This window comes from Faecalicatena sp. Marseille-Q4148 (assembly GCA_018228665.1).
Classification (GTDB): domain Bacteria; phylum Bacillota; class Clostridia; order Lachnospirales; family Lachnospiraceae; genus UBA9414.
On the sequence record CP073692.1, the window covers coordinates 2206547 to 2226690 of the forward strand.

The window sequence follows — 20144 nt, forward strand, 5'->3', positions numbered from 1 at the left end:
AGCTTCCCGCTTTCTGGCACATTTTCTTACACATTCTCCTATTCCGAATTCTCACATTTCAAATTCTAAGCATTCCAGATTCCGATTACGAGTACCGTCATGTCGTCAAGCGGTTTCTCTCCGGTAAAATTCAACACCTGTTCAAGAATATGTTCTGCCATCTCCGTTGGGTTCTGAATCTCTGTTCCTTTGATAATCGTTTCCAGCACAAGTTCCTGCTCACCTACCGGAAGCGCATCCATAACTCCGTCTGTTACCATTACTACTACATCCCCGCTCTCAAGCTGCCTTGTTACCGTATCAAATTCCAGATTCTGCACAACACCAAGCGGAAGACTTGTTGAGGTAATCCGTTCCACTTCTCTTCCGCATTTTACAAATGTCGTAGAAGCTCCGACTTTTACAAATTCACACACACCGGAATACATATCAAAGATGCTCATATCAATTGTAGAAAAACAGATTTCCTCCCGCCCCGCTACAAACGCTGTATTCATGAGCTGAAGCGCCATTTTATGCGGATATCCGGCTTCCAGAAGTTCCTCCAGAAGTTCTACCACACGGGCGCTCTCCCGAAATGCCTTCTCTCCCGATCCCATTCCGTCTGAGATTGCCGCTCCTTCCTTTCCTCCCGGCAGTTCCATCATAAGAAAATTATCTCCGGAAATCTTATCGCATCCCTTTCCGATCTTGGCAACACCCCGCAGCGAATAAAAAGAAGCGCTTTCCATACATACAACCGTGCAATATTCTTCCGGCAGGATCGGACGTTCATCTGCCTGAAGAATCAGATGTTTTCCTGTACAGGAAGACACAATCCTTGCTACCTCTTTTGTTGTAATACACTGATGCTTCATCGCCTTGATCGTAACATGGATTTCGTATCGCCCGTTTTCCGTTACAAAAAACAGGCTTTGAAGAAGACGTATACCGCTTTTCCGGAAACGATTCCGCAGTTTTTTCTCAAGATGCTCATCCCGAAAGATACTGGCTCCAATCTCCTTCGCCGCCTGTCTTACCACTTCTGTAAACAAATTCATTTGCTTTGCACAGCCCTGCCGGTTCTGCACAATCCGATTATTCCAAAGTAGCTCCTGTTTTGCACTTCCAAAGGCTTCCAGCAATTCTTCCAGCAGCTGCTCTGAAGCACAGCACCGCTTCTCAAGTTTCCGCTTCATTTCAATATTCAAATCTGCACCGTAATTCTCAATTGTCAGAAGAAGATCGTAAATAAACTGCCGCATCTCTGTCTGCCGTTCTTTCATACAAATCTCGTACTCTGCACAGGATGCGCACACCTTTCTATGTACCTGGTCGAGCATCTGTTCCACTTCTTCCGGTGCAAATGTTTCTTTCGTCCCTTCCAGACTCAGAAATATGCCGGACAGCTTCTGAAGTGATGCGGCAAATTTCTCAATCTGCTCTACATATGGGTTTTCCATCACCGTCATCTGCTCTTTCGTGTCTCTCATATTCAGTCCTCCTCATAAACAAAAGAAACTTCCGGAGACCTCTGTCTCCGGAAGTTATCTTTCGTAAAATTTATTAATCATATTTATTTTAGTTCTCTGGCTCTAATATAATCTCATCCGGATACACAAGTCCCAATTTCTCACGGGCAACTTCTTCCGTATATGAATCGGATCCTACATATTCTTCCAGATCGTCAATCTCATCCGCACGTTCTTTCGCTTCATCAATCTGACTCTGCAGCTCTTCCTGCTGCTCCTGATATGCGGCGTTCTTCGCTTTCAAGGACATATTTCCAACTACTACCACAACTACGAGAAAGAGCATGACTCCACTAATCATCAATATACTCTGTTTATGATGCAAAATACGCTTTCTCTGCTTTCTCGCGCGGCTCTTCTGCTTAATGCCTGCCATTGCATTCTCCCTTACTTTCTCTATCAGGTTATCCGTTATCATGTTTATATTAACGTCTTTTCCGGGAATGTTCAAGTGGTTTTCCCCTTTTTCCGGAAAAACAACCCTTCAGAATCCGACATATTTTCCCGATCCATGTCAGTATTCCATACCCGGCTGCTCCTCCAAGACATACGCCAAGCACAAAATACCACCGAATACTGCCGTCACAGGTAAGATACATTTCCCGAAATAAAAATAATGCTGTCCAAAACCAATATATAAGATCTTCTGCCGCAACAACTGCCATTTTGTGCTTCACAATTCTTCGGAAAATGCGAAGAGATGTATAAACGCCCCAAATAAAAAAACCGGTAAGAAGCGCATCTGCAAAAATCGCTGCCTCTCGTTCAATTCCTAAGATCATAGGCTATCGGAACAGCTTGGCAAACAAATTCTCACCCTGCTTGCCCACTGCATGAATTTCTGAATACGCGATACTGTCAATCGTCCCGGACAGATCAACTTCTCCTTTTTCCAGGCTCAGGCGGTTCACATGCAGATCACTTCCTTTTACCATCAGCATCCCCTGCTCTGTTTCAAGAAGGATCTCATTCAAGTCAAAGGAAAGCACATCCAACACCCCTGTTACTGTACTTGTTTTTCTATTATTGACAACTAGTTTGTGTGCTTTCTGAATCTGTCTTTCTTCCATAAATTATACACTCCCTCCACACAACATGTTCTTCTTTCCTAATTGTATGAAAGGTCGTCCGCATTTATGCCAGAAACTCTCTACAGATAGCGGAAGAGGTCTTTCGCCTCATCTTTCTTCGTTGTTTCCTGAATCTGCAGCACCTCTGCCTTTACCGTCTTTGTTCCAAACTGGATCTCAATCACATCGCCCGGTTTCACTTTTACAGAAGCCTTCGCTACCGTTCCATTCACAAGCACTCTTCCGGCATCACACGCTTCATTTGCCACTGTCCGGCGCTTGATCAGTCTGGATACTTTTAAAAATTTGTCTAATCTCATCTTTCTTTCTCCTAAAAAATGGCATTATAAGCTGCCTTATAATGCCATTTGTATTCAATCTATTCTCGAATCTTACTGGATTGCATCCTTGAATGCTTTACCTGGTTTAAACTTCGGTGACTTAGAAGCCGGAATTACCATTGTGCTTCCTGTCTGCGGATTTCTTCCTTCTCTTGCAGCTCTCTCGCTGACTTCAAATGTACCAAAACCTACAAGCTGTACTTTTTCACCTTTTTTTAATTCTTCTGCGATTACATCTACAAATGCTTTTAAAGCTTTTTCAGAATCTTTTTTTGATAATTCTGCATTCTCAGCGATTGCTGCAATAAGTTCTGTTTTATTCATGAAAATTCTTCCTCCTCTTGTTATAGAACTCTGGATATGATAAACAGCCCCGATTGGCTGAAGTACCAGCGTGTTAATATCTCTCTCAGTATAACCACGCGTTTTTCACTTTGTCAAGAAAATTCGCCTGTATCTGCACATTTTCCGGCTTTTTTCGATGATTTACAGCATTTCCTGAATCATTTCGAGAATCGTCTTTCCTAACTCTTCGGATTTGCTGTCTGCATCTGCCAGAGAAGAGCCTTTCACACCATAGTAGAATTTTACTTTTGGCTCTGTTCCGGATGGTCTTACACATACCCATGCCGCATCATTTAACTCATAATAAAGCACATTTGAGTTCGGCAGTCCCGTCGGCGCTGTCTTACCTGTTGCAAGATCCGTAATTGTATCTGCCTGATAGTCTCTCACTTTTTCTACTTTATATGCACCAAATGCTTTTGGCGGTTCTTTTCTAAGTGTTTCAAGAATCTCCTGAATCTTGGCAAGTCCTTCAATTCCTTTTAAAGTGATAGACTGGATATCGTCTTTGTAATATCCGTACTTCTCATAGGCATCGATCATAGCATCCCATAGCGTCTTGCCCTGTGTCTTATAGTAAGCAGCCGCCTCGCAGAGAGCCATTGTTGCAACAATCGCATCTTTATCTCTTGCATGTGTTCCGATCAGACATCCATAGCTCTCTTCAAATCCAAATACATACTCGCCTTTTCCGCTTGTCTCAAAGCCAAGAATCTGCTGTCCGATATATTTGAATCCTGTCAGAACTTCAATCAATCCGATGCCATTTTCTTTTGCAATGGCATCAGCCATATTCGATGTAACAATTGTCTTAATCAGATATCCGTCTTCCGGAAGTCCTTTTAATGCTTTTCTCTGTGTGATCTCATAATCTGCCAGCAGACAACCGGACATATTACCGGTAAGTACTTTATACTCTCCTGATACTGTATCTTTTACATAAACGCCAAGACGATCTGCATCCGGATCTGTTGCAAGTACAAGGTCTGCATCTACTTCTTTTGCAAGTTTTAGTCCGAGTTCAAATGCTTCTTTTGCCTCTGGATTCGGATAAGAGACTGTCGGGAAATTACCGTCCGGAAGTTCCTGTTCTTTTACTACATAAACATGCTCAAAACCAAGTTCTTTCAAAACACGTCTTGCCGGAATATTACCGGTTCCGTGAAGCGGACTGTAAACAATCTTCAGTTCGCTCTTCATCTTGTCAATGGCATCCTGATGAAGTACCTGCTTCTTCAGCTCGGCGATATATGCATCGTCAATTTCAGAGCCGATCACAATATACAGATTCTTTTCCTTTGCTTCTCCAAGGCTTACTGTCTTACATTCATCATGGCGCTCGATTGCATTCACCTCATCCATGATTCCTTTATCATGCGGCGGTGTAATCTGTGCTCCATCTTCCCAGTATACTTTATATCCATTGTATTCCGGCGGGTTATGGCTCGCTGTAATATTAATTCCGGCAATACATCCAAGTTTGCGCACTGCATAAGATAACTCCGGTGTCGGACGAAGTGATTCAAATACATATGCTCTGATTCCATTTGCCGCAAGACAGAGAGCTGCCTCATCTGCAAATTCAGGAGACATCCGACGTGAATCGTAAGCAATCGCTACTCCCTGTTCCTGTGCGCCCTTCTTGATAATATAGTTCGCCAATCCCTGTGTTGCCTTGCGGACCGTATAGATATTCATCCGGTTTGTTCCTGCCCCTATAATTCCCCGAAGTCCTGCCGTTCCGAATTCCAGCTCCTTATAGAAGCGCTCCTTAATCTCTTTATCATCTTCGGAAATCGCCTGTAATTCCGCTTTTGTCTCTGCATCAAAATATGGATTCTCAAGCCATTCCTGATATTTTTTCTGATAGTCCATTGTAATCAACCTCCTGGATTCCTTTCTTATGCGAATTCTCGCTTTCTCTTACCGTTAGGTAAATGTCTAAAGATAGTTTTATTATACACCACTTACCTATAAATGAAAAGAAAATATGTCCCCTAAAAACTGCTTTTTCTCCTTTGTTTCCTGGACAGAAAGTACCAGTTTCTCGACACTTTTCTGTGGAATCCTTGCTTTATTTGACTGATAATATGTATTGGCTGCTTTAAAAAATTTCTCCGGATACGCAAGACGCAGCGCCAGGTATTCCATTTCTTCCCCGGAAAGCGGATGGATCCTCGTATAAGAGCGGATGATCTGCTCTCCCAGATGTCTGTCCCAATGATTCTTTTCCATAATCTTACGCATGAAATAGTAAAGATCTCCCGCCTGAATATCAATTCTAAAATCATCAAAATTCACAGTAGCGATCCCCTCTGAAGTCATAATCAGGTTATGATAATTATAGTCTCCGTGCACAAGCGTCCGCTTCCTTTTACTTTCCTCATAAAGCTTCCGGCACTCCTCTGCCTTCCCTGTGACTTCTTTCGCAAATGCATACATTTCTTCAAAGCAGCTCAAAAACAATAACTCAAATTCATTCTTTGCCGGGCGTTTCCGTATAAAACCTCTGATCTTGCGAAGTTTCTGGTTGTATCTTTGAAGTTCCTCCTCCGGTTTCGTACCAACCGGTACGTCGCCCTGAAGATTGTCTGTCGGTTCTGCAAGCACATTATGCAAAAATGCCAGATTTTTTACTGCCTCTGTAATCTCATACTCTTTCTGTACATTGCATTCCCTGCCTGCAAACCATTTCTTTACAAGATAAACCGTTCCGTCTTCCAGCTTCGAAACAAATGCTCCTTCTTTATTGGCGATCGGATTATCCACTAATCGGCATCCACCCGCCCGCAAATGCAGACAGAGGCGGTCCATACTCTCCGCCCGCCTCTCAGACATTCCCGTGTTCTGCACTATGCAGAGCCCACGGTCTGTATCGAGCAGAAAGCTGTTCCGCCCCCGCTTTATATTCTTCACTTCTATATCATATTGTTCCAAAACTTCTAATTCATACTCTTTCATACTTACCTCCAGAATTCTTACTTCGTTCCCTCTAATGTATGAATTCGTCCCGATAAGTATGACTCAACCACAAGAACAGTCCGCGCCTGCCTCTTAGATCAGTTTCAGCAGTTCGTCCTTTGTGTTTTTCCCCGGATCCGAAAGGACTGCATCAAGAAGCTTCTCTAACGTCTCTCCAACGGCTTTTCCCTGTTGGATTCCGGCTTCTATTAAATCTTTCCCAGTCACTGCAAGCGTTTTCAGCGACACACAGTCTCCCTTCTCCAACGTCTCATGATAATACTGTTCTACCAGAGCAAGATTTTCCATCTTCTCTGCCCTTCGGTATTCACTTTGCCCCATCATATCTGCTCTTCGCAGTTCGATGTAATAAGGAAAAAGTTCTTCTCCGATGATTGCCATACTCCTGCGCACATTTTCCGGAGTCGCCTTCGTCTTATAATGATAATCGTGATATAAAACAAGCTTGCATACATTTCGCAGCGTATAGTTGTCGAATTTCAGCCGTTTCAAAATAACCCTCGTCATTTCCTCGCTACGTTTCCCATGTCCTGTAAAATGCGCCACACCTTCTGCATCAATACTTTTCATATCCGGTTTTCCAAAATCGTGAAACAGCGCTGCCAGACGGAGTATCCTGTCATTTCTCACAGCACAGATTACATGGATTGTATGCTCTCCCACATTACAAAAATGATGCGGTGTTTCCTGCGTGGTATCCATCAGACGATCAAATTCCGGAAGGATCACTGCCGTAATCCCAAGCTCATATGCCTCCCGGATCAATTCCGGATGCGGCGATGTCATTAGCTTCACTAATTCTGTCTGGATTCTCTCCGCACTAATCTGACGCAGATTGCCTGCAAGTGCTCTGATTGCTTCTTTTGTCTCTTTCTCGATTTCAAATCCAAGCTGCGCCGCAAAACGCACCGCCCGCATAATACGCAGTGCGTCTTCTCCGAACCGCTCTCTGGCACAGCCGACACAGCGGATCATTCCCTTCTCAAGATCTTCCATTCCGCCAAAAATGTCTACCAGCCCATCTTCATCATTGTACGCCATTGCATTAATCGTAAAATCCCGACGCAGCAGATCTTCCCTCAGATTTCTTGTAAACTGCACACTCTTCGGGTGGCGGCAGTCTTCATAATCGCCGTCTACCCGGTAGGTTGTCACCTCAAACCCTTCTCTGTCCATCAGGACGGTAACAGTGCCATGCTCAATCCCCGTATCTACCGTATGTGAAAACAGACTTTTAATCTCCTGGGGAGAGGCAGACGTGGTAATATCCCAGTCTCCCGGAACTCTTCCCAAAATAGAATCGCGTACGCAGCCCCCGACTGCGTACGCCTCAAATCCATTCTCTTGAAGTGTATGAATAATTCGATTAACGTTCGGCGGTAAATTCATTCTCATGAACGACTTCCCCCTCGTTTCTAATATGCCTTGCCCCAGTAAACCATACTTCTTGCCGGTTTTCCACAGCATACGCAGACGTCAGAAATCTGTTCCTGCTCTTCCGGAATACATCTTGATGTCACTCCGCCGGTCAGTTCTTTAATCTGTTTTTCACATTCTTCACAGCCGCACCACATTGCCTTAATAAATCCTGGTTTATTTGCAGCAATTTCTTTCATCTCATCCATATTTGCAGCTGTATAAACACGCTCATCACGATATGCTTTCGCTCTGTCATACATATCTTTCTGCATTGTCTCAAGAATCTCACCGAGTTTCACTGTGAGTTCATCAAGAGAAACAACAATTTTCTCTCTTGTGTCACGGCGTACAACAACTGCCTGATTATTCTCAATGTCTTTCGGTCCAATCTCAATACGAGCCGGAATACCAAGCATTTCCTGCTCACTGAACTTCCATCCCGGGCTCTTCTCAGAATCATCAATCTCTGCACGATATCCGGAAGCTTTCAGCGCCTGAAGCAGCTCGTTGGCTTTATCAAGTACACCTTCTTTGTGCTGTGCGATCGGAATTACGCGCACCTGAGTCGGAGCGATTCTTGGCGGAAGCACAAGGCCGCTGTCATCTCCGTGCACCATAATAATTGCACCGATGATACGTGTAGATACACCCCAGGATGTCTCGTAAACACTCTTTAACTGATTATCTTTATCAAGATACTGAATCTCAAATGCATCTGCAAAGCCGCTTCCGAAGAAATGGCTTGTACCTGACTGAAGCGCCTTACCGTCATGCATCATTGCCTCGATCGTATAAGTATCTTCTGCTCCGGCAAATTTCTCACTGTCTGTCTTTCTTCCGACAAGAAGCGGAATTGCTAAATCCTGCTCTACAAAATCTCTGTATACCTGAAGCATTGTCAGCGTTCTCTGTTCTGCTTCTTCATAAGTCGCGTGGATCGTATGTCCTTCCTGCCATAAAAACTCTCTGGAACGTAAGAACGGTCTTGTTGTCTTCTCCCAGCGAAGAACAGAACACCACTGATTCCAAACCTTCGGAAGATCACGGTAAGACTGTACGGTTCTGCTCCAGTAATCGCAGAATAATGTCTCAGATGTCGGACGGATACACATTCTTTCCTGAAGCGGCTCCATTCCTCCATGTGTTACCCATGCAACTTCCGGTGCAAATCCTTCAATATGATCTTTTTCTTTCTGAAGAAGGCTCTCCGGAATCAGAAGCGGCATGTAAACATTCTCCACACCTGTTGCTTTAAAACGGGCATCCAGATCTTTCTGGATATTCTCCCAGATTGCATAGCCGTTTGGCTCATAGATCAGGCACCCCTTTACACTTGAATAATTACAAAGCTTTGCTTCGCGGACAACATCTGTATACCACTGAGCAAAATCCACATCTCTTGATGTGATCGATTCAACAAATTTCTTTTCCTTTGCCATTGTCTCATTCTCCTTTTCACTTCTATTTCTTAATAAGATTTTTTCATGTGCAACAAAAACGCCGAAGCTCAAATCCCTAAAAGGGACCGAAAACTTCGGCGGTACCACCCTGATTAACTGTCATCTGATCTTTTGTCTTCCAATCATCTGACAATTCTCTTTCCAGCCGTTATCGCCGGCCGCTACGCTGCATTTTCATGCAGAGACTCCAAGGCAGGTTCCATACGTTTCCTGGAAAGATGTCTCACCACTCATCTTCTCTCTGTGCCATTCCCGGTATGTACTAATCCTCTTCCATGTCCAAAATATATTTAGATAATGGTTATTGTAAAGGAAGAGAGGGGGGATTGTCAAGAGGGATTGCTGCGCATTCCTTTACCCGCATTCCTTTACCCGCATTCCTTTACCGTCAACTTCAATGAAATCCCAATATTAAATCTTGATACAAGAGTCCTAAAATTGGTTTAAAATAGAAATCTTGACAGGTGCAAAAAAAAATAACCTATATTATTTTCTTTTTGAATTCTTCATATGTAATACGTTCTTTGGTAAATCCTTGACCATTTACCTCATTAATCTGATTAATGGTAAGAAATGCAAATGGATCTGTTTCACATATCATCTCTTTCAAATCAAATAATTTTTGTCTTGGAATCACACACATAACCCCTTTCTGTTCTTCACCGCTATATCCCGTCTGTATGTGAAAGAGTGTTACTCCTGCTTCTATGTCCTGCAATATTTTTTCCTGAATCTTTTTATACTCTCTTGAAATAATCATTACCTGCATAGAGACCTTTCCATTTGGAACAACTTTATCAATCACAACCGTTGCTAGAAGAGTCAGTATAATTCCATAAAGTATTTGCTCCATATCCGAGAAAGAAGCCTGTAAACCCAAAACTAAAAAATCTACTATATACACCGTAACACCGACTGAAAGAGACGTTTTTTTGTTTGCTATCATGGCAATAATATCTGTTCCACCCGTTGATCCTCCTACTCTTACTACAAGGCCCATACTAACGCCTACAAGAAGTCCTCCAAAAACAGCAGACAATAGTATATTGTCTGTCATTTTTGTGATTCCTGGAATTTTCTGTAACATTTCAAGAAATAATGGATAGATAAATGTACTCAATAAAGTTTTCTTTACGAATTCTTTTCCCAGAATAAACCATGCTATGATAAGCAATATACTGTTCAGACTAAGGACAATAATTGAAGTCCGAATTCCCCAAAAATGATTTCCTGCAATTCCTAAGCCGGTTGCCCCTCCCATCGGAATCCCTGCCGGAACAATAAAAGCAACTACAGCAAGCGCTAATATTGCATTCCCGGTTACAACACCCAATAAATTCATTAATTTTTCGTTGGTGTTCTTTTTCATTTTGTCATCATCTCTATAATCTTCTTATTTGTTTCTTTTATTTCTTCTGCCACAATTCCTTCCCCCCTACTGTTCATTTAGATATATATAATATCCGACAATTCCTGCTTCCAACTCCTTACATTTACTCCATCAGTACTATTACATTGTCGAATTGACTGGCCGCCTCTTCGATCTTCACTCGGTTTCCAAGTACGCAAACAACTCCCTCTTCAGTAAAGCTTTCCATTACCTGATGCCTGTTTTTCAGATCTTCTTTCTGCGCCTTTAGCAACCTTTCTCTAACTTTTTCCCTAACCCGCGGTTCTTCCTGCCGCAGATACCAAGAATCCATTCGTTTTGTCTGTACATATGTTTTGGGAGTTCGGTCATATCCGGCAACAGCACCAATCTTATAATTCAGAAGCTCCTGTTCCCCTAGTTCAAGATCTTTTAACCACCTTGCAGTGTTGCGGAAGGATTCTATCGTCCTTTTTACGTTCGGATCTCGATAGGAACTCATAGTCCAGCTTTGATTTGGGAGTACAGACATCTGACAGCCGTAAGCCCCTCCTTCAGCACGGATCTTTGCCCACAAGTAATCAAAGCTTACCATTCTGCCAAGAAGATAATCCTCACCGGTATATTCCCCGATTCCTCCAAGCGCAACATAAGATACCTCCGACGGAATGATAAATGCCTCCGATTTTCCAGGAAGCAATTTGTCCTGATACCATCTAGGTTCCCTTTCCCTTATACTGCTGCAGAACCCAGAATCCGCGATCAACTGGCGGAAATCGGCGTAAGCTTTCTCTGTACCTGTAAAACTTATCACCAGATTGGACTTACGGCAAATCTTCTTCTGAATTTCCTTAAGTTCCCGGATCATCTGCCCATGGTCTGCGTCAAAGTTCTTCAGAAGCTTTCCTAAGAACTGATAATAGTAAATTCCGTTATAGCGTTCCCTTGCCGCTCCTTCCGGCATATAGTGTGCGGCCGCGCGTCCGGACGCATAGCTGTTCCCACTGGTAACAAATCCCCTTTCCAGTTCCATCCGGCTCTGCCTGATCCTTTTCAGAATAATCTCCGGATGCTCCAGAATGGTATCATACAGCAGCTCTTCCCCCAGTTTTACCGCTCTCATAAGATTCTGTTCCAGACAGCTGATATCCATCGCAAATTTAAGCCTGACATGCCGGATATCATCTGCATTGGTGTACGCTTCCAGATAAGCCCTTATATTTCCAAGCCACATATTCTTCTCAATCACTAATTCTTCCAGGCTGTGCGTTCTCGTAGGAAGACTGCCCAGAAGTTCGGAAAACAGCTTTGCATAAGGAACTTTCTCCGGCTCCAGATCACTGATATCAAAATAGTAACTTTGATATACCACTCCTTTTGAAGGGATCTCTTGTTTCAAATATGTAATACCGGATTCTTCCTCTGCCCTTGTGAGCGGCTCCTCCTTTTTATGAAGCAGATCATCCGCAGACAGACCCGGCAGGTCTTCTGTCTCTTCTTCCTGCCCTTTCTCTTCGGCCCTTTCAAGAGGTTCCAGGGAAACCTCTGCCTCATAATCATTTTCCAGGAGGATTTCCCTCAGAAGTGATTCAAAATATCCTTCCTTTACAAGGGTTCTCATCTTCCTATATGTTTCTTCAAATTCTATCATCTCGCAAGGTCTGGTTCCCTGCGCCCATCCGCCGGCAATATCCAGTACATATTCAATTCCCTCCGGCTGGCTCCCGCCTTTTTCCCTCATCCAAAATTCCAGACGGTTGATCGCCGAAACCAATACCTCTTCTCCGATTCCTTCTCTGCAAAGTCTGTCCGCCTGTTCTGTGATAACCGTTTTCAACCGGCCGGCAGTTTCTTTGTCTGTATTCTTTATTTTAACGGCAAGATAGGGCTGTCTGATACCATCCATGATAAAATACTGAATCTCCGGGATTCCCAGGCTCTGAATAAGCCCTTTCTTCATCGGCGCCTCGTCTTCCCCCATAATCGCCTGCATAAGGATATAGACTGCATTCATACGTTCCCGGTTGTCAAAATCACCCAGACTATATGTGCATGACGCAAACACACCCTGATTGCCGAACTTCTCCTTATCATACAGCTTATTTCGGATTCCCTTTACGGGTTTCTGCAGCATAACCGGCTTCGCAGGTTCTAAGCGTTTCATTTTTCCCAGATAAACTTTGTCAATATACTCCAATATTTGTTCCGTATTCATTCTCCCATATAGAACAATACAGCAGTTGGAAGCATTATAAAACGTCCTGTAATATTCCAGAAATTCCTCATAAGATAGCGCGGGAATCGTATCCGGAAATCCTCCGGATACAAAACGATAGGCCGTTTCCGGAAACATTGCCTTAGACATTTCATCCTCTAATATGCTGTCCAGGGATGAGAAAACACCCTTCATCTCATTATAAACAACGCCGTTAATCTCCGGAGCTTTTCCGTCTTCACACTGAAAATGCCAGCCCTCCTGTTCAAAGATCTCTTTATCCGTAAGAACATTCGGACAAAATACCGCGTTTAGATAAACGTCCATCAGATTCATAAAATCCTTCTCATTCTCTGTGCAAAAGGGATATACCGTATGATCCGGATATGTAATTGCATTTACGAATTCTGCCATGGAATGTTTCATCAGATTGACGAACATAGTTTTATCCGGATATCTGCGGGAACCATTCAGCACAGAATGCTCCAGAATATGGAAAACTCCCGTGCTGTCCTTTGGTATGGTCCGAAATCCAACCAGAAAGCTCTTTTTAACGTCCTGATTGTCTATAACGACGACCTGCGCTCCGGTTGACAGGTGCTCCATCTGAATAATATCTCCTTCGACCTCACGCACATACTTCTTTTCTTTAACTTCAAATCCATAGATTTTTTCCCCGGTTTCCATATCCATTCCCTCTTAATACATGAATTCTGTGATCTTCTCTTTTATTTCCTCAACTTCCATCACGCCTACGTTCTCAAACTTTTTTTCACCGTCTTTGTAGAATCGAACAGTTGGAACCGCAAAAATGCGATTCTCTTTGCCAAGCTTCGGATAATCTGTAGTGTTCACTTTTACGATGTTGATAAACGGAAGCTCCGCGTCTAACTCTTCCAAAATACGTGAAAAAGCTTTACACGGTACGCATGTTGTGGAAAAGAAATCCACGATCACGAATCCTTCCTTAATCTGCTCTTTAAAACTCTCATTATCTGCATATTGAATTGCCATCTACTCTTTCTCCTTAAAAAAATTTTCTATTACGTATTCTTTTACTTTCTTCGAATAATAATTTACATAAAACATAATTTCCGAATATTCATAAGTATTGATTTTTTCTGCATTTTCTTTCGTTTCATGCCAGAATTTCACGTACTCTTCCATATCATCACGGTATTGCTCCATCGTATATCCGACGCCGTCTTTTTCTGCGTATTTTCTCCCCAAAAGATATCCGCAAAGCCTGTTCCATGAATCGTTCTGCACGCTTGCGAATAATTCATAATAGCTTGAGAACGGCATCTTCCCTTCAAAGTCCTCTGGCGTCATGGTTTCCAGATTCAACCCCTGTTCTCTGGAGATTGCCTTCAATCTCTTAATTTCATGATCTGTCATTTCTTTCCAGTCAGCCTTCTTAAGATCGAACGTACTTGCCTCAAATACTTTGTCCATCACATATTGGACGACTTCGTATGCCTCGTTCTCCGCAATCTTTTTTTTCTGCTCACAAATCAGATAATCCTCATATTGTTTTACATTGCTCACTCCTTCAATTTCAAGAGCTTCTATCATCTCGTCCGTGATCACAGGAATCTTTTTTTGCTGAATGGAACGAACTGTTACGATCACTTTCTCCCCACTAACATCTAGCACGCTGACCGTTCCTTTTTTCAGCCCGATGCACATCTCTTCCAGATTCTTGTGAAAGAACCCCTGTCCTACCATAATTTCCAGATTCTTTCTGCTAAAAAACGGATTTGCCGATTCCATATCGCATACAATAAGCACTCCGGCCGTAACTTCCTCCACTTCTTCCCATGTGCTGTTCTTGTTCTTTATAAAATCTATTTCTTTCTTGTACGCCTTCTCATCAAGCTTGAATACTTTCTTGTACATACTGATATCCACCTGATCATATTCGGCAAACGATAAAACTTTTGACTTCATCTTTCTCCTCCTAAAGCGTAAGCTTCGCATATTTATTTTTCAGAAGCTGCAGTACTTCCGTATATTTATCGCGGCTCACCATAACTTCCCCCGCATATCCTTCGAAAATCAGAGCAAAATTTTTCGCTTCGTTATCTGCCCGGACATAAGATACTCTGGAAAGATTCACGATAAAAGACTGATAGCACCGGTAAAAATTATACCCTTCCAGAATCTGTTCCAATTCATTCATGGAATATCCGGAAAGAATCATCTCTTTTCCGTCCACCATCACCATCTTGTTCTTTCGGTCCATCCGTTCGATAAAGAGAACCTTATCAATATCCACAAGCTGATATCCGTTTCGCGTCTTGATCATCATAGAACGGTTCACAGATAACCGTTTGTATTGGAGCAGCTCAAACAAATACTGCAGCCGCTTAACCACCCGCTGAAGCACACGGTTATCAAACGGAAGCCGAAAGTATTCATCGCAGCAGCAGTCAAATACCATCCCCGCCTCTAACTTTTCTTCCGAATACAGCGCCACAAAAACATCCGGCTTTATCTGGGACAGATTGTATGCCAGAAAGGAGCCGTCCCCGCTGTATCTTGGATTCCCTGTTCTGATGTTGATAAATACCGCGTCCACCTCGTTCAGACAGATATATTTATTGGCTTCATTGATTCCGTCAAAGGTTTTCACAATATCAAATAAATTATAAAATGCCAGCAATTCTTCCAGCTGTGTACGCAAAGTTTCGTCTTTTTCTACCAAAACAAGCTTCATTTTCATCAATCAATTCTCCTGACCAAATTCTCCAAACGCTTTTTCTAACGCCTGCACATCGCCTTCATAATAGGTTAATAAAAGTGCATAAGGACCGTTTTTCTTCGGCATGATAATCATACCGGAGCCATATAAATCAATCTCTCCTTTTGTCCTGAGACTCTCATATGCCTGATACTCATCAGATTCCGGGGCCAGATTCTCCAGATCCCACCAGTATATTTCGGCTCCGTCATACTTTAGAGCAAGCGTACACAGACCTTCCGCACTGAGCGTCACTTTACTGTCTGCATGGATCAGCCCCTTCTCCTCCAGAAATGAGACGAGTTCATCTACTGTCGTATTCCAGACAGGCGCTTCCCTGTCTTCTTCTTCCGGCACGACTGCTTCTTCCTCCTCCTTTGGAGGCGTAAAGTCTTCGGAAGACGCCACATATCCCACCATCCCACAAAAAAGTAACACGAAAAGCAGGGAAGACACAATCGTAAATTTCTTCATAATCATTCCTTCTTTCTTTTAAGATGCCTCAGCGGACTGCAGATATTCCTGATAAGTCCTGCTTACGGCAAATACTTCTTCATGGGTTCCGCAGGCTTCAAGACGTCCGTGATGCATAACGACCAGATAGTCTGCTTCTGCAATCTCGCGCATATCATGGGCGATGAAAACAATTGTATTGCCTTCCATCTTCTTCCTGATACCATGATAGATCTTCATATATGTGTCATGGTCCAGATTCGCCCCCGCCTCGTCGAGTATCAGATAATCCGGCTTCGCAATCAATGCCCTGGCAATGGCAATCCTCTGTTTCTGACCGCTTGACAAACGGTTCCCCGCCTCTCCAAGAGTCGTATCATATCCGTTGGGAAGCGCATCTATAAAAGAATCCGCTCTGGCTTCTCCTGCCGCTTTTTTCATCTCTTCCTCCGGCGTTTCTCCTTCTGTGCCATACAGAATGTTATCTCGGATCGTACCTGACATCAGCGGATTGTTCTGAAGTACATAGCCAAATTTTTTATGACATTCCTGGGGACTCGTTTCGCATATCTTGTTTCCTCCAACCCATATTTCTCCCGAATCAGGCTGGTAGAATCCCTGTAGCAATTTCATGACCGTAGATTTTCCGGAACCGTTATCTCCGATCACCGTCGTCGTCTTTCCTCCCGGAATGCAAACGGAAAAGTCATGAAGGATTTCTTTTTCACTCCCATATCCAAAGTTCACGTTTTTGAACACAATATCTCTGTTCTCGGATTCTGTCCAGGAATTGCCTTTTTCCGTATGCTCCTCTTCCATATCAAGAATATCCCCGACATGGACAAGTGCGCCTTTCGAACCCATCACGTTCTGCCACACCGTCAAAAGCTCCGCCATATAGAGATTTACCTGCGTCATATAGGTGCTGAACATATTAATCCCTGTCGCTTCCATTTTCCCGGCGTTAATCAATCTGGAACCGCCCACTGCCATTACGACAGTCGTAAGAAGGGAGTATAAGGAATTGGTCAGAACCTGAATCTGCTCCATGAAAGCATAGTATATATCTGCCTTATACCGTGAATCAATTGCCGCATATCCGCTTTCCAGCTCTTTCTCTTCCATTACCTGCGCTTTTACATATTTCCCGGCCGACAGGTGTTCGGAGAAAAAGGTGGTCATTTCATTCAACGCTGTATAGCGCTTTTTCATTATGGTAAACTGCAGCTTGCCGACGATGATAAACATTGCCACCGCAACCGGTATGCAGAGCAAAAGGTATGCTGCGAGAGGCGAATTGTATTGATACAAGATCATACAGGCGCGGATAAATCCGAACAGCGACGCAGCTCCTGAGAATATTCCACTGATCACCAGAGTCGCCTGAGTTACGTCGTTCGTAACGGCCGACACCAGCGAAGACGGCTGTCCCTTTTCGAACTGATCCATCGGAAGATGCAGGATCTTCCTCCACATCGAAAACCTTACCCGCAGGATCACTTTTTGATTGGCATACTCCTCCACAAGCGGTCTCAAAAATCCCAGCAATGCATTAAAGAGCGTAAAAAAGACATAGCCTAAAATAACAGAATTATATAGTTCCCCCTTGTTCACACGGACCAGATACTTCGATACTCTCATTCCGACCTCGGCATAAACCACGCCGCTTCCGAATGCGATCAGGTAGAGCCACCAGGGAATTGAAAGCCTTCTGTAAAAGCTCAGAAAAAATGATATCACATGTTTGTTGTTTTTCATCTGCCCTGTCCCTCACTTCCTATTAATTCTCGGTAATATGTATTCTCGGCATATACTTCCGCCGGTTCTCCCTGACAGATAATCTTTCCGTTATGCATTACTATGATATAATCTGCTTTCTGTACGGTCTGTCTGTCGTGGGCAACCATAAGCACGGTTTTACCTTCCATATGCCGTTTCACACTCTTCCATACCTGATCTTTTCCCCGGATGTCCATAGCCGCGGTCGCCTCATCCATAAACAGATAATCCGATTGTTTTAGAAGCGCCCTCGCAAAAGCAATCCGCTGTTTCTGTCCGCCGGAAAGCTTCTCTCCCTGCTCGCCTACATCCGCCAGGAATCCCTCCGGCTGTTCCCTGATAAAATCCATGATTTCCGCGTCCGTACATGCTTTTTCCAGTTCTTCATCCGTGACTTCTCTCTTAATTCCGAACAGGATATTGTCGCGTATCGTTCCTGCAAACAATGTACTTTCCTGTGTTACATATGAGATTTCGCTTCGGAAGCTCTTGAGCGAATACCGTGCGGTATCTTCGCCCCCAAATAAAATCTTACCTCCCGAAACCGGATACATACGCTCCACCAGATTCAGAAGCGTCGTCTTTCCGCTTCCTGACGGTCCGATAAGCGCCGTCACACGCCCTGCTGGTATCTTCAGATTGAGTTTATCGAATATCGGTTTCTCCTCATAGGAAAAATCAACCTCTTTTAATTCAATATCTCCGCTGAGCCGTTCCACATTCTCGCCGGCTTCTACATCTTCTTCCATTTCTTCCATAATCTGGGCTACTCTTCTAGTTGCTCCCTGAGACCCCTTAAAAGTTGTCCAATATACACAATACGCGCTGAGCTGATTAACGATGTTTACCGCAAATCCATAATAGGCAATCCATTGGGTAAGCGTCAATGCGCCAGATGAATAAAAGTTTCGACCTACCATCACAATCACAATAAACTGCATAGCGCCCACCAACGCATACATCGGAGTGGAGAATCCAAGCCACGCATTCAGAATTGAACTTTTATAGAGCCCTTTCATCTTCTCCTGCCCTGTCTGAAACTCCTTTTCTTCTTTTCCGTAAGATTTGATTAGAAGAAGATTGTTAGTTTTTTCTGCAATTGTCTGTGTTAGCTCTGCATTTTTTTGATTTACCAGATCAAGCACTCCGAACTTCATCTTTCCCATGACGAATGCAATGACTAAATTCAGCGGAAGTACCACGATCAGAGCAATCATCAGCTTCTGGTCGTAGGATCCGATTTTTCTAAGCGTAATGACCAGCGTGTACGCGGAAGTGAGAATCACAACAAATACTTGCATGATTAACTGACTGATCGCCGTGATATCCGTTGTAATACGGGAAATCATTTCTTTGGGATTATTTTTTTCGTAATATCGAAGTGGCAGCCTGACGGTCTTACTCCAGATCATTTTCCTGATATTACGGTCAATTCGCGCAACACACAAGTTACTCATAATCTTACTGACCGAACTGATCAGCTGGGATAGTAATGTAAAAGCCAAAAACGGAAGAACCACGGTGCCAAAATTCACATTTCCGGCAAACAGTTCGGCCGTGTATTCCGTTACGCTGATTCCTACGTTGGTAAGAAGAGCTGTAATGGCAATATATGCAAGAATCCATAGATAAGGAAGTCTTGCCTTCTGCAGCATGCGAAAAAAGCTTCCCATGCTGCCCCTGTCTTTTCCAAAAACCCGTTCCATATTGTTTCCCTGCCTTTTCTTAATTTCAGAGCATCTGCTTTTGTACTTCCACAGTTATATTGAAGCTGCTATTCGTTTTTCAGCGTTTCGAACGCTTTGACCGCGTCCTGTTTCTTTTCATAGTCCTCTGAAAATGCAATCGCGTAAGCTCCGTTTGCCGCTTCCGTCTCAAGAACCGCGGCGCCTCCGGCAAGGACTATCGTTCCCTGGTTAGCAGCCATAGACTCATAGTTTCCATATAAGTCTGTCTTGTTTTCCTGATCCCACCAGAACAGCCAGAGTCCCTCATAATCATATGCTTTATCCGCCACTTTCGTCTCAGTAAACTCCCCGTTCGTATTGTCTGTGAGATATCCTGTTGTTTCATTGATATCAACCGGTTCGCAGTCCTCCGAAATGAATCCTTCCTGCTCAAAATAATCCACCATATCTTCATACGGAGAAGTCGAGGTATTCACTTCAATTTTTTCTTCTTTCGGCGTACATCCCGCCATCATTATACATGCAGTTGCTGTAGCAATAATAGCTACTACCCTCTTCTTCATCTTTTTCGTTTCCATCTTATCCAATCTCCTTTTATATAAATTTTACAATTAGTTATTTTATTTTTACAACAAAATCAGCAGTTTAACAAGAAGCTTATTCTATTCTGTCCTAAATCTCGTTCATAGTGTCTTTTATCTCTCATCCCATTACTTTCCTGCAATATGTGGGAACGCATTGTAAGTGCTTCAAATGCATGTGAAGTATA

At 43.3% G+C, this 20144-nt stretch carries 19 protein-coding genes and 1 other annotated feature; all 19 genes read right to left on the reverse strand.

Translation table 11 applies throughout. The annotated features are described in order from the left end of the window. Nucleotides 1-65: 65 nt before the first annotated feature. The 19 genes from KFE17_10510 to KFE17_10600 all read right to left on the reverse strand — a co-directional run bounded on the left by KFE17_10510 (nucleotide 66) and on the right by KFE17_10600 (nucleotide 19953). Entirely contained in the window at nucleotides 66-1472 is a 1407-nt protein-coding gene (locus tag KFE17_10510; GenBank protein QUO31306.1) for a SpoIIE family protein phosphatase, read from the reverse strand. Nucleotides 1473-1560: 88 nt separating this feature from the next. Next, nucleotides 1561-1887: a septum formation initiator family protein gene (locus KFE17_10515; GenBank protein ID QUO31307.1), complete on the reverse strand. Its 327-nt coding sequence runs from the start codon at nucleotides 1885-1887 to the stop codon at nucleotides 1561-1563. 49 nt (nucleotides 1888-1936) lie between these two features. After that, nucleotides 1937-2293 carry a spore cortex biosynthesis protein YabQ gene (locus KFE17_10520; GenBank protein QUO31308.1) on the reverse strand — a complete coding sequence of 119 codons (357 nt, stop codon included), beginning with the start codon at nucleotides 2291-2293 and terminating at the stop codon, nucleotides 1937-1939. A 3-nt stretch (nucleotides 2294-2296) separates the two neighbouring features. Continuing rightward, complete coding sequence (yabP, locus tag KFE17_10525) at nucleotides 2297-2581, reverse strand: sporulation protein YabP (protein QUO31309.1); 285 nt, start codon at nucleotides 2579-2581, stop codon at nucleotides 2297-2299. A gap of 80 nt (nucleotides 2582-2661) precedes the next feature. Beyond that, the gene (locus tag KFE17_10530; GenBank protein ID QUO31310.1) at nucleotides 2662-2901 is read right to left on the reverse strand and encodes an RNA-binding S4 domain-containing protein; all 240 of its coding nucleotides are present in this window, start codon (nucleotides 2899-2901) and stop codon (nucleotides 2662-2664) included. A gap of 72 nt (nucleotides 2902-2973) precedes the next feature. Beyond that, on the reverse strand, nucleotides 2974-3246 hold the full coding sequence (locus KFE17_10535; GenBank protein QUO31311.1) for an HU family DNA-binding protein: 273 nt from the start codon (nucleotides 3244-3246) through the stop codon (nucleotides 2974-2976). A gap of 162 nt (nucleotides 3247-3408) precedes the next feature. After that, complete coding sequence (locus KFE17_10540) at nucleotides 3409-5142, reverse strand: phospho-sugar mutase (GenBank protein QUO31312.1); 1734 nt, start codon at nucleotides 5140-5142, stop codon at nucleotides 3409-3411. Nucleotides 5143-5238: 96 nt separating this feature from the next. Then, entirely contained in the window at nucleotides 5239-6228 is a 990-nt protein-coding gene (locus KFE17_10545; protein ID QUO31313.1) for a CotS family spore coat protein, read from the reverse strand. A gap of 93 nt (nucleotides 6229-6321) precedes the next feature. Next, complete coding sequence (locus KFE17_10550; protein ID QUO31314.1) at nucleotides 6322-7644, reverse strand: CCA tRNA nucleotidyltransferase; 1323 nt, start codon at nucleotides 7642-7644, stop codon at nucleotides 6322-6324. Nucleotides 7645-7664: 20 nt separating this feature from the next. Then, entirely contained in the window at nucleotides 7665-9107 is a 1443-nt protein-coding gene (gene proS, locus KFE17_10555; GenBank protein ID QUO31315.1) for a proline--tRNA ligase, read from the reverse strand. A gap of 78 nt (nucleotides 9108-9185) precedes the next feature. Beyond that, nucleotides 9186-9413: a binding site (T-box leader), on the reverse strand. Between the two features lie 196 nt (nucleotides 9414-9609). Next, the gene (locus tag KFE17_10560) at nucleotides 9610-10497 is read right to left on the reverse strand and encodes a YitT family protein (protein QUO31316.1); all 888 of its coding nucleotides are present in this window, start codon (nucleotides 10495-10497) and stop codon (nucleotides 9610-9612) included. Between the two features lie 124 nt (nucleotides 10498-10621). Next, a complete protein-coding gene (locus KFE17_10565) occupies nucleotides 10622-13399 on the reverse strand; it encodes an insulinase family protein (protein ID QUO31317.1) in 2778 nt (925 codons plus the stop codon). 12 nt (nucleotides 13400-13411) lie between these two features. Then, on the reverse strand, nucleotides 13412-13726 hold the full coding sequence (locus tag KFE17_10570; protein ID QUO31318.1) for a thioredoxin family protein: 315 nt from the start codon (nucleotides 13724-13726) through the stop codon (nucleotides 13412-13414). Next, nucleotides 13727-14662, reverse strand: coding sequence for a hypothetical protein (locus KFE17_10575; GenBank protein ID QUO31319.1), 936 nt, complete (start codon nucleotides 14660-14662; stop codon nucleotides 13727-13729). Between the two features lie 10 nt (nucleotides 14663-14672). Beyond that, nucleotides 14673-15437, reverse strand: coding sequence for a response regulator transcription factor (locus KFE17_10580; protein ID QUO31320.1), 765 nt, complete (start codon nucleotides 15435-15437; stop codon nucleotides 14673-14675). 3 nt (nucleotides 15438-15440) lie between these two features. Beyond that, nucleotides 15441-15929 carry a hypothetical protein gene (locus KFE17_10585; protein QUO31321.1) on the reverse strand — a complete coding sequence of 163 codons (489 nt, stop codon included), beginning with the start codon at nucleotides 15927-15929 and terminating at the stop codon, nucleotides 15441-15443. 18 nt (nucleotides 15930-15947) lie between these two features. Continuing rightward, complete coding sequence (locus tag KFE17_10590; GenBank protein ID QUO31322.1) at nucleotides 15948-17666, reverse strand: ABC transporter ATP-binding protein; 1719 nt, start codon at nucleotides 17664-17666, stop codon at nucleotides 15948-15950. Continuing rightward, nucleotides 17663-19393, reverse strand: coding sequence for an ABC transporter ATP-binding protein (locus tag KFE17_10595; GenBank protein QUO31323.1), 1731 nt, complete (start codon nucleotides 19391-19393; stop codon nucleotides 17663-17665). The genes KFE17_10590 and KFE17_10595 overlap by 4 nt, the downstream gene beginning before the upstream one ends. Before the next feature lie 68 nt (nucleotides 19394-19461). After that, nucleotides 19462-19953 carry a hypothetical protein gene (locus KFE17_10600; GenBank protein ID QUO31324.1) on the reverse strand — a complete coding sequence of 164 codons (492 nt, stop codon included), beginning with the start codon at nucleotides 19951-19953 and terminating at the stop codon, nucleotides 19462-19464. Nucleotides 19954-20144 lie beyond the last annotated feature (191 nt).

Coding starts and splice junctions, on each gene's coding strand:
- KFE17_10510 (QUO31306.1), bottom strand. CDS start 1,472: ATGAGAGACACGAAAGAGCAGATGACGGTGATGGAAAACCCATATGTA.
- KFE17_10515 (QUO31307.1), bottom strand. CDS start 1,887: ATGGCAGGCATTAAGCAGAAGAGCCGCGCGAGAAAGCAGAGAAAGCGT.
- KFE17_10520 (QUO31308.1), bottom strand. CDS start 2,293: ATGATCTTAGGAATTGAACGAGAGGCAGCGATTTTTGCAGATGCGCTT.
- yabP (QUO31309.1), bottom strand. CDS start 2,581: ATGGAAGAAAGACAGATTCAGAAAGCACACAAACTAGTTGTCAATAAT.
- KFE17_10530 (QUO31310.1), bottom strand. CDS start 2,901: ATGAGATTAGACAAATTTTTAAAAGTATCCAGACTGATCAAGCGCCGG.
- KFE17_10535 (QUO31311.1), bottom strand. CDS start 3,246: ATGAATAAAACAGAACTTATTGCAGCAATCGCTGAGAATGCAGAATTA.
- KFE17_10540 (QUO31312.1), bottom strand. CDS start 5,142: ATGGACTATCAGAAAAAATATCAGGAATGGCTTGAGAATCCATATTTT.
- KFE17_10545 (QUO31313.1), bottom strand. CDS start 6,228: ATGAAAGAGTATGAATTAGAAGTTTTGGAACAATATGATATAGAAGTG.
- KFE17_10550 (QUO31314.1), bottom strand. CDS start 7,644: ATGAGAATGAATTTACCGCCGAACGTTAATCGAATTATTCATACACTT.
- proS (QUO31315.1), bottom strand. CDS start 9,107: ATGGCAAAGGAAAAGAAATTTGTTGAATCGATCACATCAAGAGATGTG.
- KFE17_10560 (QUO31316.1), bottom strand. CDS start 10,497: ATGAAAAAGAACACCAACGAAAAATTAATGAATTTATTGGGTGTTGTA.
- KFE17_10565 (QUO31317.1), bottom strand. CDS start 13,399: ATGGAAACCGGGGAAAAAATCTATGGATTTGAAGTTAAAGAAAAGAAG.
- KFE17_10570 (QUO31318.1), bottom strand. CDS start 13,726: ATGGCAATTCAATATGCAGATAATGAGAGTTTTAAAGAGCAGATTAAG.
- KFE17_10575 (QUO31319.1), bottom strand. CDS start 14,662: ATGAAGTCAAAAGTTTTATCGTTTGCCGAATATGATCAGGTGGATATC.
- KFE17_10580 (QUO31320.1), bottom strand. CDS start 15,437: ATGAAAATGAAGCTTGTTTTGGTAGAAAAAGACGAAACTTTGCGTACA.
- KFE17_10585 (QUO31321.1), bottom strand. CDS start 15,929: ATGAAGAAATTTACGATTGTGTCTTCCCTGCTTTTCGTGTTACTTTTT.
- KFE17_10590 (QUO31322.1), bottom strand. CDS start 17,666: ATGAAAAACAACAAACATGTGATATCATTTTTTCTGAGCTTTTACAGA.
- KFE17_10595 (QUO31323.1), bottom strand. CDS start 19,393: ATGGAACGGGTTTTTGGAAAAGACAGGGGCAGCATGGGAAGCTTTTTT.
- KFE17_10600 (QUO31324.1), bottom strand. CDS start 19,953: ATGGAAACGAAAAAGATGAAGAAGAGGGTAGTAGCTATTATTGCTACA.